Source organism: Paenibacillus sp. J22FR83 (assembly GCF_059691955.1).
In genome coordinates, this window is record NZ_JCAUAM010000007.1 from 350,890 (window position 1) to 365,840 (window position 14,951).

The 14,951-nt window shown below is 50.1% G+C and carries 9 protein-coding genes; all 9 read left to right on the forward strand.

All coding sequences use genetic code 11. The features are described from left to right. Nucleotides 1-24: 24 nt before the first annotated feature. The 9 genes from AC58PV_RS15310 to AC58PV_RS15350 all read left to right on the forward strand — a co-directional run bounded on the left by AC58PV_RS15310 (nt 25) and on the right by AC58PV_RS15350 (nt 14,876). The gene (locus AC58PV_RS15310) at nt 25-1,581 is read left to right on the forward strand and encodes an extracellular solute-binding protein (RefSeq protein WP_497433077.1); all 1,557 of its coding nucleotides are present in this window, start codon (nt 25-27) and stop codon (nt 1,579-1,581) included. Nucleotides 1,582-1,635: 54 nt separating this feature from the next. Continuing rightward, the gene (locus tag AC58PV_RS15315; protein ID WP_497433078.1) at nt 1,636-2,553 is read left to right on the forward strand and encodes an ABC transporter permease; all 918 of its coding nucleotides are present in this window, start codon (nt 1,636-1,638) and stop codon (nt 2,551-2,553) included. 14 nt (nt 2,554-2,567) lie between these two features. Beyond that, nucleotides 2,568-3,437, forward strand: a complete 870-nt coding sequence (locus tag AC58PV_RS15320) for a carbohydrate ABC transporter permease (protein ID WP_057311205.1) — start codon at nt 2,568-2,570, stop codon at nt 3,435-3,437. A 12-nt stretch (nt 3,438-3,449) separates the two neighbouring features. After that, nucleotides 3,450-5,663, forward strand: coding sequence for an alginate lyase family protein (locus tag AC58PV_RS15325; RefSeq protein WP_497433079.1), 2,214 nt, complete (start codon nt 3,450-3,452; stop codon nt 5,661-5,663). Between the two features lie 291 nt (nt 5,664-5,954). Continuing rightward, nucleotides 5,955-7,724, forward strand: coding sequence for a methyl-accepting chemotaxis protein (locus AC58PV_RS15330; RefSeq protein WP_497433080.1), 1,770 nt, complete (start codon nt 5,955-5,957; stop codon nt 7,722-7,724). 168 nt (nt 7,725-7,892) lie between these two features. Next, nucleotides 7,893-8,261, forward strand: a complete 369-nt coding sequence (locus AC58PV_RS15335; RefSeq protein WP_497433081.1) for a Na-translocating system protein MpsC family protein — start codon at nt 7,893-7,895, stop codon at nt 8,259-8,261. A gap of 737 nt (nt 8,262-8,998) precedes the next feature. After that, a complete protein-coding gene (locus tag AC58PV_RS15340) occupies nt 8,999-11,356 on the forward strand; it encodes an FdhF/YdeP family oxidoreductase (RefSeq protein ID WP_497433082.1) in 2,358 nt (785 codons plus the stop codon). A 2-nt stretch (nt 11,357-11,358) separates the two neighbouring features. Further along, on the forward strand, nt 11,359-12,258 hold the full coding sequence (gene fdhD / locus AC58PV_RS15345; protein ID WP_497433083.1) for a formate dehydrogenase accessory sulfurtransferase FdhD: 900 nt from the start codon (nt 11,359-11,361) through the stop codon (nt 12,256-12,258). A 95-nt stretch (nt 12,259-12,353) separates the two neighbouring features. Then, complete coding sequence (locus AC58PV_RS15350) at nt 12,354-14,876, forward strand: trypsin-like peptidase domain-containing protein (RefSeq protein WP_497433084.1); 2,523 nt, start codon at nt 12,354-12,356, stop codon at nt 14,874-14,876. The last annotated feature ends 75 nt before the right edge of the window (nt 14,877-14,951 follow it).

A 14,951-nucleotide genomic window follows, 5' to 3' on the forward strand; every position in this document is an offset into this window, starting at 1 on the left:
GTAAAAACGAAAAGGGGAATGTACATGACTAGTAAAAAAACGTTTGTACCCGTTCTCGCGGCTACATTGCTCTTAGCTTCTGTGGCAGCAGGCTGCTCAAGCAATTCCAAGACACCAGCCGGCACAGCGCAAGGTTCACAGTCGCCAACGGCTTCAGCAGCACCTACAACCATTAAAGCGATGACCATTTTGTTCGGCAATCCGCCTGCAACAGACAATAATAAGGCGAAAGAGGATCTGGAGAAAAGAGGGAATGTAAAGCTTGACGTTACATTTGTTCCGTCCGAGGCCTACAAAGATAAGCTTTCGGTCGCAGTCTCCGCGGGCGATTCCTATGACTTGCTCTTGCTGGATGGCGGTAAAGACGATAAGTATACCAATTTGGTCAAAATGGGTGCCTTCCATGACCTTACGCCTTATTTGGAAAATACCAAGAATCTAAAGCTGATTGATCAGAAGGTGTGGAACAACTCAGAAGTCAAAGGAAAGGCTTACGGGATTCCAAGACCACGCGGTATTTACGGCGGCGGAGACGGCAACCTGATTATTCGGAAAGACTGGCTGGATAAATACAACTTGCCGATGCCCAAAACAGTGGACGAGCTGACAAACGCGCTTCAAGTGTTTAAGGAAAAAGATCCAGCTGGCGGCGGTAAAACGATTCCGCTTTCGGTCAACGGTGTCGATGCGATCGGGAATCCTGGTCCATTTGCCGGTACGAACCCGATGCAGTTTGCTTTCGGCATTCCTAATGTATGGAAGCTGGATAACGGTAATGCAGTTCGGGATTTCCAAACACCGGAGTACAAAGCATACCTCGACTGGCTGCAGAGTGCTTGGAGCAAAGGTTTGATTGATAAGGACGCGCCAGTATTGAAAAATCAGCAGCAAGTGCGAAGCAAATTCATGGCAGGTGTAGCTGGCGTATTTGCTGGCAATGCGAGTGACTTAACCGAAACGAATGTAACGAAACTAAAACAAGTTGACCCGAATGCGGAGATTGCCATCATTGACCTGTTAGAGGGCCCAGGTGGTAAAAAAGGCGTTAACGTAGGTGGCGGCTACTACGGGCTTTGGGCGATTCCAAGCTCGGTGCCTAAAGATAAGGTTCAAAAAATCATCGACTTCTTGGATTTCAGTGCTTCTGAAGAGAACGCAGCATTCGCGAAAACGGGCGTTATTGGGCTGCATGCTAGTGAGCTGAAGGACGGCGTAGCCGTTCAAACGGACGAGCAGAAGAAACAATTTGACCTGGATAAACCATCCCAATTTGTTCTTGAGAACAAAGCAGATCCATACACGTACGCAACAGCGAAAGATCAAGCGATTTTGAAGATTCAAAAGGCATCACTGGATGTCATCAGCAAAGCGGGTATTGAGAATCCTTTCCTCAGCTATAATTCACAGATTGCCAGTAAAAATCCAGATAGCTACAAAAAAATGAGCGCTGTCATGACGAAATACGTCTTGGGCGAGTCCAAATGGGACGACGTTCAGAAAGAAGTGGATGCTTGGACGAACGGCTTGGGCGGACAAATCACGAAAGAGCTGCTAGATCAATACAACGAAGATCATAAGTAAGCAAGAGCAGGGGGCAGGCTAGCCCCCTCTATTTTTGGTAAGGAGGGGAACGGCTTGGAGAGAACGATACGACTTCATAAACCTAATAAATTCAAACAACTGTGGCCTTTTTATGTGCTGGCAGCACCGGGCCTCTTGTATTTCATCGTGTTCCACTATGCTCCTATGTGGGGGTTGGTGCTAGCTTTTAAGGATTATAGTCCTTTTGTCGGCGTATGGGATAGCCCGTGGGTCGGCCTTACGAATTTCAAAGACTTTTTCAGTACGTCGGACTTTTATATTCTTCTCAAAAATACATTACTGCTCTCATTTCTCAATTTGTTCGTCTATTTCCCATTTACGATTATGCTTTCCATTATGCTGCATGAATTACGGCTTCAACTGTTTAAACGAATTTCCCAAACTATCGTCTATCTCCCACACTTCTTGTCCTGGGTTGTCATATACGGCATTACGATTTCGTTCTTCGGCCCGTCAGGGGTCATTAATCATTACATGGAGCAGTGGTTCAGCTCGAACACCTTATTCCTTGTCAGCAATGAATGGTTCCGTCCGCTCATTATTCTACAATCCATCTGGAAGGATGCGGGTTGGGGGACGATTATTTTCCTTGCTGCACTTGCTGGCATTAATCCAGAACTGTACGAGGCTGCCAAAGTAGATGGGGCGAATCGTTTCCATAATATTATGAACATTACACTGCCTGGGATTAAAAGCACGATTGTCATTCTGATGCTGCTGAAGCTGGGTTCCTCACTCGATTCGAACTTTATGCAGATTTTCCTGATGACCAACAGCTTGAATCTTGATGTGTCCAATGTGTTTGACCTCTTCGTGTATCACATCGGGTTAGAGCAATTCAATTACAGCTTCGCCATCACCGTTGGCCTGTTTAAGTCGGTAGCGAGTCTCGTGTTGGTGCTCACCGCAAATTATGCAGCCAAATGGCTCGGTGAAGAGGGTATTTTCTAGAGAGGAGTAACATTATGAAAGCACGCGTAACCTGGTTCGACAGTCTGCTTACCGTCATCATTGTGCTCATCTCCTTGACGGTCATTCTGCCTTTTCTTTATATCATTGCAGTTTCATTCAGCCCCCCAGGGGATTCGATGGCCGGGAACTTCTTTATTTGGCCGAAGCATTGGACGCTTGACGCTTACAGCTACTTGTTTAATGCTCAAACCTTTCTGAATTCAATCAAAAATTCGATTTTCATTACCGTGTTGGGTACTTGTGTCAATCTGTTCGTATCCATCACGCTGTCTTATACGCTCTCTAAACGGATTGTACCTGGACGCCGTATCATGATGCTGTTTATTTTCTTTACGATGATTTTCCATGGCGGCATGATTCCGAGCTATCTAGTTGTGAAAAGTTTAGGGCTACTCGACTCCTATTGGGCGATCGTACTGCCTGCGGCAACAAGTGCGTTTAACGTGCTTGTCATCCGTTCCTTTTTCCAAAGCTTGCCGGAGAGTTTGGACGAAGCAGCGCGCATTGACGGAGCGGGAGAGTTCCGTATCTTATTATCCGTTGTAATTCCGCTGTCGAAGCCGATTATTGCGACCTTCACGCTATTTTTCATGGTGCAGTACTGGAATGAGTTTTTCTCCGCCGTTATTTATATCAATGATACGAACCGCTGGCCGATTCAACCGTTGCTGCGGCAAATGGTGGCGATTAGCGCCTCCAACATTTCGGCTGATGCTGCGATTGATGCACAGTTGGCTGTTAATCTGGGACCTAACGTTCAGAATGCGGCGATTTTGCTCGCGATGCTGCCTATCGTGGCCGTGTACCCTTTTCTACAAAAGTACTTTGCCAAAGGCGCGATGTTAGGCTCAATTAAGGAATAAGAAGGTGAACGTATGATAGAGATGGGATATAAGGATTTACGTCATCATCCGGATTTTACGCAACCGCAAATGTCCGATGAGGCGTTTATTCGGTTAGAGCTGGATGTAGAGCGACCAGGGATGGAGCAGGTACGTGAGAGGATGGCTCTCGGTGATGTAGTCGGTGCGCGGGATGCGTATTTGGCGGTCATCGATGCCAGTGTCACCAAGCGCTACTATTTCAATGTTGGCGATGTGCCGAGCTTGATGGCCTATGCTAGAGAACGGTACAGGGATGACGAGGAAGCCAAGTTGTCCGTCGTGGAAGCTGACCGGATTGTGGCGGGGGATATTCCGATTTTCAAAGGAAAACGCGTCCAGTTTCAGGCGGGTAAGTACGATTGGAACAGCTGGCTATATGATAGCTCGCAGTATCAGTTACATTTGACGAGATTCGTATACGTGAAGCATTTGGCACGAGCGTATTGTGTGACGGGTGACGAGAAGTACGCCGTGTGCTGGAATGAGATGATGCGTGATTTCATCGATGATAATCCCGTCCCTGTGGGTGATACGTTCCGAGCGCAGCACTGTACATGGGATCCGTTGTCCGTCGGGGTGCGATTGTTCATGCTGCCGGAAGCATTCATGACGTTCTGGGGTTCGTCCTCTTTCACGCCGGAAGTGAAAATGAAAATGATCAAATCGTTCCACGAGCACGGCCACTATGTCCGCCGCTATCATGCACACCACGGAAACCATGCGACGATGCAGCTTCGCGGCCTCATTCAGGTCGCGCTGTTGCTGCCGGAGCTCAAGGTCTCGTCCGCGTGGCTGAACTACGGATTGAAGGAATTGCCGGGCTACATCCAGCAAAATGTGTACGAGGATGGTGTCCAGTTCGAGGCGAGTCCCAACTATCATTTGGTCGTCATGCGGGACTTGTTTGAATTGGTTCCGTTGTTTCAGACACTCGGTTTGGCGGTCGAACCCTCGTATGAGCAAGTACTCGAACAAATGTATGTTGTCCTTTTGCATATGCTGACGCCAGAAGGCCTGTTACCGCGCTTCGGTGATACGGATGCGCATGTGCCTAGTGAGCTGCGCACGACAATGAGCTTAGGGGCGTATTTATATAATCGGGCTGATTTCAAATATTGCGGACACGCCGAACTGCCGTTCTCTTTACTGTGGAGGTTGGGACCTCAGGCCGTGGAAAGATATGATCGATTGACTGCTGAAATACCGAAGGAAACACTAGCCAGTTTCCCAATTGGCGGGTATATCCTCTCACGGCAGGATTGGAAGCAGGATGCGCTGTATATGGGGATGCGCGCTGGCGTTGGGATCAACGGACATGCGCATTCTGATGCGTTGAGCGTAATCATGTATGCTGGCGGCAAAGAGCTGCTGCCAGACTCGGGTATGGGCCTCTTCGAGTGGAACAAAGAGCGGAAATATACCGTGTCCACACGAGCGCATAACACGGTTGTTGTGGACGGGCAGGATCAGCACGTCCGAGGCCTGCATTGGCAGTCGCCGCCGACAGCGGCTTGCAAAATTTGGAATGTGCGCGGTAATGCTCAGTATGACTATTGGTTTGCCAGTCATTATGGCTACACACGGTACGATGATCCCGTTATTCACTCGCGCAAAGTACTGTTTGTTAAGAACCGATACTGGCTCATCGTGGATCTGTTCGAGGCCAATGACCTGCATCGATATGAGCAGTATTATCACCTGCCATGTGGCCAAGCCATTTGTGATTGGGAGGGGAGAAGGGTTAGTACGCAGTTAGATGGAGCTAATGTGCAACTGCACTATCCGCCACAAACGGGACAGGATGACGTGCTGGCCTTAGAATCCGGCCTGTTGTTTCATCTAGGGGAGTACTATACGAATCCAGTCGTTAAGCGATCGCTATCTGTTCAGGGGAAAGCATCAATGGAGACTGTGTTTGTCCCGACGAAAGAGGGCGACGCAAGTCCTCGTATCGCCATTCATCGTACATCGGCACAGCTGCAGGGAAGAGAGTTAGCCCCTTGGGAGGCGACAGCCCTGCGGATTGAAGGTGAGAGCTGGTCGGATGAGATATGCCTCTACCATGGCAATGTGGATGTTAGTGCTTATCTCGATCACACGGGAAATATCGTGAGCGCTTCGTTATTGCCAAAGCCACGAGAAATCGAAGGATTGTTCTTTGCTGGGGAAATGCACAGCGAGGATGTCATCATCAAATCGCGTTAATGCGGTGGGGCTGTCAGCGGATGCTGGCAGCCTTTTGTGCACCTAATGCACCAGCGCTAACATACCCGCACAGCAACACAGACCGCACTAACATACCAGAACACACCAGAACTAGCACACCTATACATCGCACTAGCTGATGTGTTGCGAAAATTACTGTTTTCGTAACACATACGTGCTCAGCTACATGGAATCCTAAGTATAATGGGGGTATAAAGATCTATATATCTAGTTATTTATACCTAGGTTAATAATCCTATGCTTGCGAGCTGCTCAGGAGGCGAAGAACACATGCACAAAGTTGGCAGTACTTCCTTGAAATGGGGCTTTACAATCCGAAAGAAGCTTTTAGCCTTTTGCCTATTGTTGTTGTTGATTCCTACGGTGTTTTTATCTATTGACAGTTATTTTAACGCCAAAGAAGAGACGGATAAGCTCATTGAGAAAAACCTGGAGAACAGCGTCAAACTGATGGTTCAAAATATTAATCAGCTAAATGAGCTGGTTAAGAACGGCCAATTATCGATGCAGCTGGCGGAAGAAGACGCGAAGCTCATCATGTTGGGCAGCAAGGAGGCAGATGGAACAAGACCAGTTAATCGTAATATTAACATGGGCGTCAACGGCTATTATTTTGTCCTAAACGATAAAGGTGATTTGCAAGCGCATCCGAGTCTGGAAGGTCAGAATATCTGGGATAAAAAGTCGTCGGATGGGGTTTATTATATTCAGGACATGATTCGCCAAGCTCAAAATGGCGGCGGGTTTACCTTCTATGACTGGCCGCTGCCAAACAGTGACCAAGAGGCGATGAAGATTGCCTATGCCCTCAAAGTGCCGGAATGGAATTGGATTGTCGTAGCTGGTTCCTATTACCAGGACTACAATGAAGGTCAGAAGCGCTTGCTGCATGCCATGATCACGACGCTGATTATTTGTCTGGTCTTGGGGACGCTGGGTGTTATCCTTTTCTCCAATCATATTTCCAAACCGATTAAGAAAATCGCCGCTGAAGCCCGAAAGCTTGCGACTGGCGACCTGACTTCGGATACGCTTTACATTAAGAACAGGGATGAAATTGGCGAGCTGGCCAGTGATTTTACGACGATGAGCAAGAATTTAAAAACGCTGGTGAAGCAAGTGATGCATAGCTCAGATCAAGTTTCCGCAGCTTCGGAGACGTTGCAATCTTCCATTGAGGAAACGACACAAGCTTCAAGGAACATTGCAGAGTCCACGCAGCATATCGCGGCAGGCATCGAAACACAAGCGATGAGCACGGAGCAAAGCTCCAGAGCGATGGAAGAAATGACGCAGGGAATTCTGCGCATTGCCGATACGTCTTCGCAAGCCTATGAAACATCCATTCAATCAAAGACGGAAGCGGAATACGGCTTCGGGCTTATTGAGAAGTCTATTACCAAAATGCAGTCCGTGGAGGAAGCAGTCAACAACATCTCCAAGGTGATGGAGACGCTGAATGTGCGTTCCCAAGAAATTAGCAGCATTGTGACCATGATGTCGGATATCGCCTCGCAAACGAGTCTATTGTCACTTAATGCATCTATTGAGGCGGCACGGGCTGGGGAGCAAGGCCGAGGTTTTGCGGTGGTTGCGTCCGAAGTGAAAAAGCTCGCAGAAATGTCGAAGAACTCTTCCGAGCAGATCAACGAGCTTGTCAGTCAGGTGCAGACGGACATTGCGTCCGCTTCCAGTTCGACTATCCAAGGCATCGACGAATTCCAGCAAGGCATGTTGGCGATCGAGCAAACGGGAACAGCTTTTGCTAAAATTGTGGAAACAGCGCAAGGGGTCGTGAGCCAAATTCAAGAGGCTTCGGCGGCAGCCGAGCAAATGTCGGCAAGTTCCGAAGAAATTACTGCCTCTTTGCAGGAACTAGACCGCATTGCAGGACAGTCAGCCAAAAGTTCGGAGTCGATTACGGCAGCAACGGAAGAACAAATGGCCACGATTGACGAGATTGCGCAATCCTCCAGTTCGCTTAACCACATGGCGACAGCGCTTAAGGAGATGGCACATCAGTTTCAGATTAAGGAATAAGATGTTAGCGGTTCATGAGGCTGAACTGGCTGAATAGAGTGTGGAGCGACAAGACGGATGTCTTGATCGCTCTTTTTTGGTAATCCGCATGGATAGGCCTTTATGATGTTGTCAGGTAAGGGCTTTCTTGCTATGATGGGGACAGATTATGTAAAAGGTGGCTGACCAATGAATCGTATGGAGGCCGAATTTAGCAACCTGGTAAAAGCTTATCGCAAGAAGCATATGGGCAAAGGGCCGGAACGCGTGACGACGACCTTCTGCAAAAGCTGGGCGATCTGTGAAATGGCAGGTAACCTTTCTCCAGTAGAGAAATTTATGGCGAAGACCGGCGATGGCAGGCAAATGCTCCGCACGGCACGCACAGAAATGGTCAAAGAAATCTACAAGGATCATCCCCCTGTAGAAATGGAAGAATTACTCGGCGCGAAGTTCATTCAGCTGTTTGTCGATATCGATATTGCGCAGGATGTTGGGATGTCGGTATTCGTCTTTGATGAGGATTTGGAAAAGAAGTTCAGTTCCAAACACGGATAACTAACCGCTCGTACATCAACATATACATAAGTAAGGTGCTTGGCACTTGGTAGCGAACCTGCCGGAGACTAACCACTGTGAGACAACCCGAGGCTCTTCTCGAAAGAGGGGCATGGGGTTGTTTTGCGGTGGTTTTTTGCTTCTAAGGACTGAGCAGCGGCGATTAACAAGCGTTGAAACTTTAACCTACTGGTGTGCGGGCAATTACTTGGCTCCGATCGGAGTGTAGGTGGTCAGTTGGTGAGAGTAGATAGAGGGGGATTTGGGGGCTGGTAGGTAAGAGTAGGTGGATGAGAGTTTGTGGGCAAGAGTGAGTAGATAGGTGCTGGTGGATAATGGCGAGTAGTCGAGAATTGTAGGTAGAGGCGAGTAGATAAAGGTGAGTAGATGAGAGTCAGGAAAGTGCTTAGCCGGCCGGGGCCTAGGCGGTGAAAGATGCAAAAAGGCAACTTTTTCACGCTGGATTCCCCGCTGAGTAGGAATTGTTGCAAAAAGGCAACCTTTTGGCGAGAAACACGCCATAAACGTTAGAAATGACAGAAATAGATGCCTATCTGCACTTATTTCTCTGAAAAGGCTGAATTTGTTGGTGAAAGGTTGCACTTTTGCAGTTATTTGGGGTAACGGTAGCGGTGGAAGTGATAGTGACGTCGAGTAATGGTCCGAGGAAGAGGACATGCAAACTACATGCAAATATATAGTGAGGCCATATATACACGCAATGGGAGGCGTTCAATTTGGGGAAAACGAAGCACACAGGGCCAATTAAGCTGCCTGCGAAGCCCGACCCGAAGCTGTGGGTCAGCAAAATACCATTCGGATTAGGCAAGGTCAAACCGAAGCATATTCGAGAGACTGCCAAGATCGCTTGGCAAAATCGAGATAATCTGCCCTATGCGATGAGAATCCTCACACAGGGAGTATGCGATGGCTGTGCACTAGGCGTGTCCGGTCTTTATGATCAGACGCTGGCGGGACCGCATATCTGCACGACGCGGTTGAATGTGCTGCGGCTGAATACGATGCCAGCCATTCGCCAGGAGCTGCTCCATGCGGATATTGACGAGCTTAGCCGCATGAGCTCTACCGAGCTCCGTCAGCTCGGGCGCATTCCGTATCCGCTCATCCGTAGGAAAGGGGAGCGACGTTTCCGCCGCGCGACTTGGGATGAAGCGCTGGATACGATTGCCTCGAAGATGCGGGGGTTGAACCCGAAGCAGATGGCGTTCTACTTAACGGCGAGAGGGATTACGAACGAGTCGTACTACGTGGCAGCGAAGGTTGCGAGATTGCTCGGTACGAACAATATCGATAATGCTTCGCGCATCTGCCACTCGCCGTCGAAGACGGCTCTGAAGCGCTCCGTAGGCGTGGGCGCTTCGACTTGCAATTATAAGGACTGGATCGGTACAGACGTCCTTGTATTCTGGGGCAGCGTGGCCGCGAACAATCAGCCGGTCTCGACGAAGTATATGTATGCGGCCAAACGCAAAGGGACGAAGATCATTGTCATTAACCCGTACTACGAGCCATCGATGGAGCAGTACTGGATCCCATCGATTGCCGAATCGGCCCTATTCGGCACAAAACTGGCTGACGATGTGTACCAAGTGAACATCGGCGGAGATATTGCCTTCATGAACGGCATCATGAAGGTGTGGTTCGAGATGGAGGCGCGCGAGCCCGGCTCCGCGATTGACCATGCGTTCGTGGCTGCGCACACGAACGGCTATGAAGAGCTGCGCGCCCATGTGGCGCAGCAGGACTGGACGACGCTCACGCAGTCGTCCGGTCTTACCCGCGAGCGCATCACCGAGCTCGCGCAAATCCTAGCCCGTGCCGCTAGCGCGGTATTCGTGTGGAGCATGGGGCTCACACAGCACCGCTTCGGCACGGACAACATCTCGCAGGTGGCGAATCTCGCCCTCCTGCGGGGCTTTCTTGGCCGCGAGCACTGCGGGCTGATGCCCATCCGCGGCCACAGCGGCGTGCAGGGCTCCGGCGAGATGGGCGCCGATCCCTTCTCACTGCCTGGCGGCGAAATGAACAGCGCCGCCGACCGCGACCGCATCGAGCAGCTCTGGGGCTTCGAGCTGCCCAAATGGCAGGGTGACATCGTCGGTGTCACCCTAGAGAACGCGCTCCTGCCCGAGGAGCAGGAGCGGAAGCTCCGGCTGTTCTACACATCCGGAGGCAACTTCCTCGAGACGATGCCGGACCCGGAATTCGTCCGCGAGGCTCTAGAGTCAGTGGACGTCCGTGTTCACCAGGACATCATCCTCAACACCTCCACGCTGCTGGACGCGCGGGAGGCCGTAGTAGTGCTGCCCGCGATGACGCGCTACGAGCAGCCGGGGGGAGGCACATCCACCTCGACGGAGCGGATGGTGTATTTCTCGCCCGAGATCGCTGGTCCCCGCATCGGTGAAGCCCGTGCGGAGTGGGACATTTACGTCGATCTCGCCCGCCGGGTGAAACCCGAAGCCGCAGCTCAGCTGGGCTGCGAGACCGCGGAGGCGATCCGCGCAGAGATCGCGCTGGCCGCGCCGAGCTACGACGGCATCCAGCACCTGCGGGAGCGCGGGCAAGTGTTCCAGTCCGGCGGCGCGTGGCTGTGCGAAGACGGTGTCTGTCCGACGCCGGATGGCCGCGGTCGGCTGCTGCCGATTGAGCTTCCGGAGCTGCGGAAGCCGGAGGGGCATTTCGCGGTGACGACGCGCCGCGGCAAGCAGTTTAATTCAATGATCTATAGTGACGTCGATCCGTTCAATGAAGCAGATCGTTATGACGTACTCATCCATAAAGAAGATGCGAAAGTACTCGCCTTAAACGAAGGGGAAGCCATCGTGGTGTACAATGGTTTCGGCAGTATGCATGGCAGGGTGAAGCAGGCCGATGTGAAGCAGGGAAATATCGAGGTACACTGGCCTGAGGGGAATAGTTTAATACCCAAGGGGGTATACGAACCATTTGCGGGTATCCCGGAATATAATACGGCTGTCATCGTTGAGAAGGCGGAAACGTATCATGCACACAAAGACACACGTTATGTAGAGAAGCGTATTTTGGAGTTGGAAACCGAAATGGAGGGATGAGCGTGGACGAGATGGGGCTAGAACATAAGGAATCTGAGAGCAATTCGCAGGATGAAATCGGTGAAGTCACACTTCCCTCTAGCTCCTTGCCTGTGGATGCTTCCTCCTCAACGCCGCTCGCCACGACTTCGTGGTCCATTCACCGTTATAACGGTTCGGAGGTGCTGCCTGCGGAGGATACCATCGCCGTTGAGTCGCCTTTGACCATTGTGCTCGATGGCGAAGAATTCGCCACGATTGTCTGTACACCGAGTGACATTGTCGATATGGTGACGGGTTTTCTCGCTTCCGAAGGAATGATTCGCTTCGTTGATCAGATCGAATCTCTTTCACTGGAGGAGGATCGTGGCTTCGCCCATGTGAAGCTGCGCCATCTCCATCAACTGAGCCGTCAGATGGTATCCAAGCGATTCATCGGCTCCTGCTGCGGCAAAAGCCGTCAGTTTTATTTTCACAATGATATGCGAACAGCCAAAACGGTGACGACGAAGCTCAGTCTGACCATCCCGCAATGCTTTCATTTAATGAGCGAGCTTCAGGCGCAATCGGCTGATTTTCGGCTGACGGGAGGCCTCCATAATGCGGCGTTGTGCACAGCAGATGAGCTTATTGTGACCCGAGCGGACATCGGTAGACATAACGCGCTGGATAAAATATATGGACACATCCTGCGAGCGCGGATCTCAGTACGGAATAAGGTCCTCGCTTTCAGCGGAAGAGTCTCTTCCGAGGTCGTCTTAAAGGCGTCGAAAATCGGCGTCGGCATCCTTTTATCCAAATCAGCGCCAACCGATCTAGCACTTCGACTTGCTCACGATCTTGGCATTACGGTGGTTGGCTTCATTCGGAGAGACCATCTCAGTGTGTATACACATCCAGAACGCATTGCAGAATGTCGATAAAGTTACCTTTTTGTGGAAATATATATGTTGTCTCTCTATCAGAATTGTGCTAGATTCTAGCTATTGCTAACTTTTGTTAAGAGAGGAACGACATAATGGGAAATTGGAAAGTTTGGATGAAAAAAGGGAGCATTTCGCTGGTCGCTGCCTTCGTTATTGTGACGTGCGCACAGCCGATGTCTTCGCCTGTTTATGCAGCTGAAATTAATGCAGGGATTCCGCAGGTTATTGAGAAAGCTTCGCCTTCCGTGGTCGCCATTATAGGAAAACCATCCTCAGAGATGGATAAGTCGTTAGAGAAAAACCGTTTTAACCTTGCTCACGGAACGGGTGTCATTGTGGCCTCGAACGGCGTGATTGTAACGAATGCACATGTCGTGAAAAATATGAAAAACATCGTCGTCGTCACCTCCGAAGGGACAACCTATCGCGGGCATGCCTCGAATATTGATGAGGAGAGCGATCTGGCGCTTGTCAAAATCGATGCTACAGGCCTCCAACCAGCCACGTTTGCATCCTCATCGGATATCAAAGTTGGTGAGACGGTGGCGGCGATAGGCACGCCGATTTCGTTCGCTTTGCGTAACTCGGTTACGGTGGGTATTGTCAGTGGTCTAGATCGCTCGGTGAGCTCGCAGTATCAGCTGATTCAAACCGATGCCGCGATTAACCCAGGCAACAGTGGTGGCGCTTTGATCAATATGAAAGGCGAAGTCATTGGGATTAATACGATGAAATATGCGGATATTGGCGTGGAAAATCTCGGATTTGCCATTCCTGTTGATACGGTGAAGTATGTTTTGAAGCATTTTGAACAGTATGGCAAAGTAAAGCGCGCTTATACAGGGCTAGAGTTAGAAGAAAGCTGGGAAGCTGTGGTTGGCTTGCCAAGTTCGACGGGGCTCCGAGTGACTTACGTGGATGCGGATTCACCAGCGGCAGAAGCGGGAATTGAGCAAGATGAAGTTCTGGTTTCTGTTGGCCCTAACGCGGTCAAAACCCTCGTGGATTACAACGAGGCGATCAAAAAGTATTTGCCAGGCCAATCGGTAGATATCAAGCTTCAGTCGGGCAGCGCCACCTTGACCAAAACCGTGAAATTGGGCGAATCGCACAGTGCGGAAGCGACATTGACGGAGGATGCCGAAGGGAGTTCCCTGGACGCGGACAGCGGTAAAACGAAGATTGGTGACAGCCATTTCGGCTGGTCCATGAAGTATCCTGCGGGTCTAGTCAAAAGAGATCAATCCGACGACGGTGATTCGGTAAGCTTCGTTGATGCGAAAGGCGAATTCGCGCTTTTCATTCACGTAGATAGCGACCAAAGTGATGAGCTGTCGCCAGCGGTTCTTTTGAACAAAATCGCAGGTGAGGATAGCAGTGAATATGGGAGTTATAGCGATAGCGCGACGATTCTGGAGCGTCAATATGTGAAGCGGGCTGAAAGTCCTTATGCCAAAATCGTGAGTCGTTCCGGTGAAGATGGCTACATCCAGACGCGTGGCTATCTGCACGGTGGTCGTTTGTATACAGTGAAGCTCTATGTAACCAAAGAGCAATACACGAATCGCTCCAAACAAAATAGCTATAATGATTTGTTAGATAGCTTTAAGCTTTCTTTTAATACAGAGGATAACTCTTTGAAGGATATTTCCGTGTTTAATTCCGATGACGTGACCTACACGAGTGAGTATGGGCTATCCATTGATTTGCCTGCGGATTGGGAGCAGGATCATCGGGGAAGCAACTCCTTTTACAATGAGGATTATTCGCGATCGATTCATGTTCAAGTGACTTCAGCGTCTTCAGGTGATACTCTGTCGGATTGGGTTGACCGGGAGGTACATGAGTTTGAAGCACAATACAAGGCGGACTACCGCCGTGTAGACAAGCCAATAGAGTTAACCGTAGATAGTGTGCCGGCATGGAAAGTGGGCTTTGCGAGCTCCTTGGGCGACGAGTGGTATGCGGGAAGTTCGCTTTTCTTCATCAAAGATAAGTACAAATATGAAGTGCAAATGACCTATCCGCAAGATGATCCAATGGATGAGCTGGAGAAAATCTGGGATAACGTCGTGGCGTCGATCTCTGTGGATAAAGATGCGATGGACGGGGAGCTTGGCTTCATTCAGGATTTGGATGAGCTTGCCGATCCGAACCGTACATCGCTGTACAAGAACGAGAAGTGGGGCTATACCTTGCGTATCCCTGAAAATTGGACATCGAATCGCTCCTACGATGGTATCGATCCTGCGACGAAGTCTTTTACCTTCACAGGTGGTTACTTACGTGTGGAGGCAGACGGTAAGAAGGGTTACACCGAGATCTTGAAGGATGTCGAAGACGAGCACAAGGAAAGTCACACGAATGATAGTGACTACACGTACTCATCGGAGGATACTACGCTTTTCGGCGATGTGAAGGGGAAGAAATACACGGTGAGCTATTCAAAAGCACACATTCCGTATAGCGAAACGGTCTATGTGTTTAATCGTAAGCAGGTCACGTATACTGTGACGCTTCGTATTGATACTGCGGTAAGCACGGATGCGAATGTCGCGAGACTGAATAAGGCTTTCACTTCGTTCACCTTTGTGAACGGTGCAGGTGGGAAATAGTGCCTCGCTCAGGTTGGCGCGGGGAATCAGGAAAAAGCAGCGGAGATCCGCTGCTTTTTCTGTTGATTACGCTAT

Excerpts from the sequence above, each read along its gene's own strand:
- AC58PV_RS15310 (WP_497433077.1), top strand. The coding sequence starts at position 25 with ATGACTAGTAAAAAAACGTTTGTACCCGTTCTCGCGGCTACATTGCTC.
- AC58PV_RS15320 (WP_057311205.1), top strand. The coding sequence starts at position 2,568 with ATGAAAGCACGCGTAACCTGGTTCGACAGTCTGCTTACCGTCATCATT.
- AC58PV_RS15325 (WP_497433079.1), top strand. The coding sequence starts at position 3,450 with ATGATAGAGATGGGATATAAGGATTTACGTCATCATCCGGATTTTACG.
- AC58PV_RS15330 (WP_497433080.1), top strand. The coding sequence starts at position 5,955 with ATGCACAAAGTTGGCAGTACTTCCTTGAAATGGGGCTTTACAATCCGA.
- AC58PV_RS15335 (WP_497433081.1), top strand. The coding sequence starts at position 7,893 with ATGAATCGTATGGAGGCCGAATTTAGCAACCTGGTAAAAGCTTATCGC.
- AC58PV_RS15350 (WP_497433084.1), top strand. The coding sequence starts at position 12,354 with ATGGGAAATTGGAAAGTTTGGATGAAAAAAGGGAGCATTTCGCTGGTC.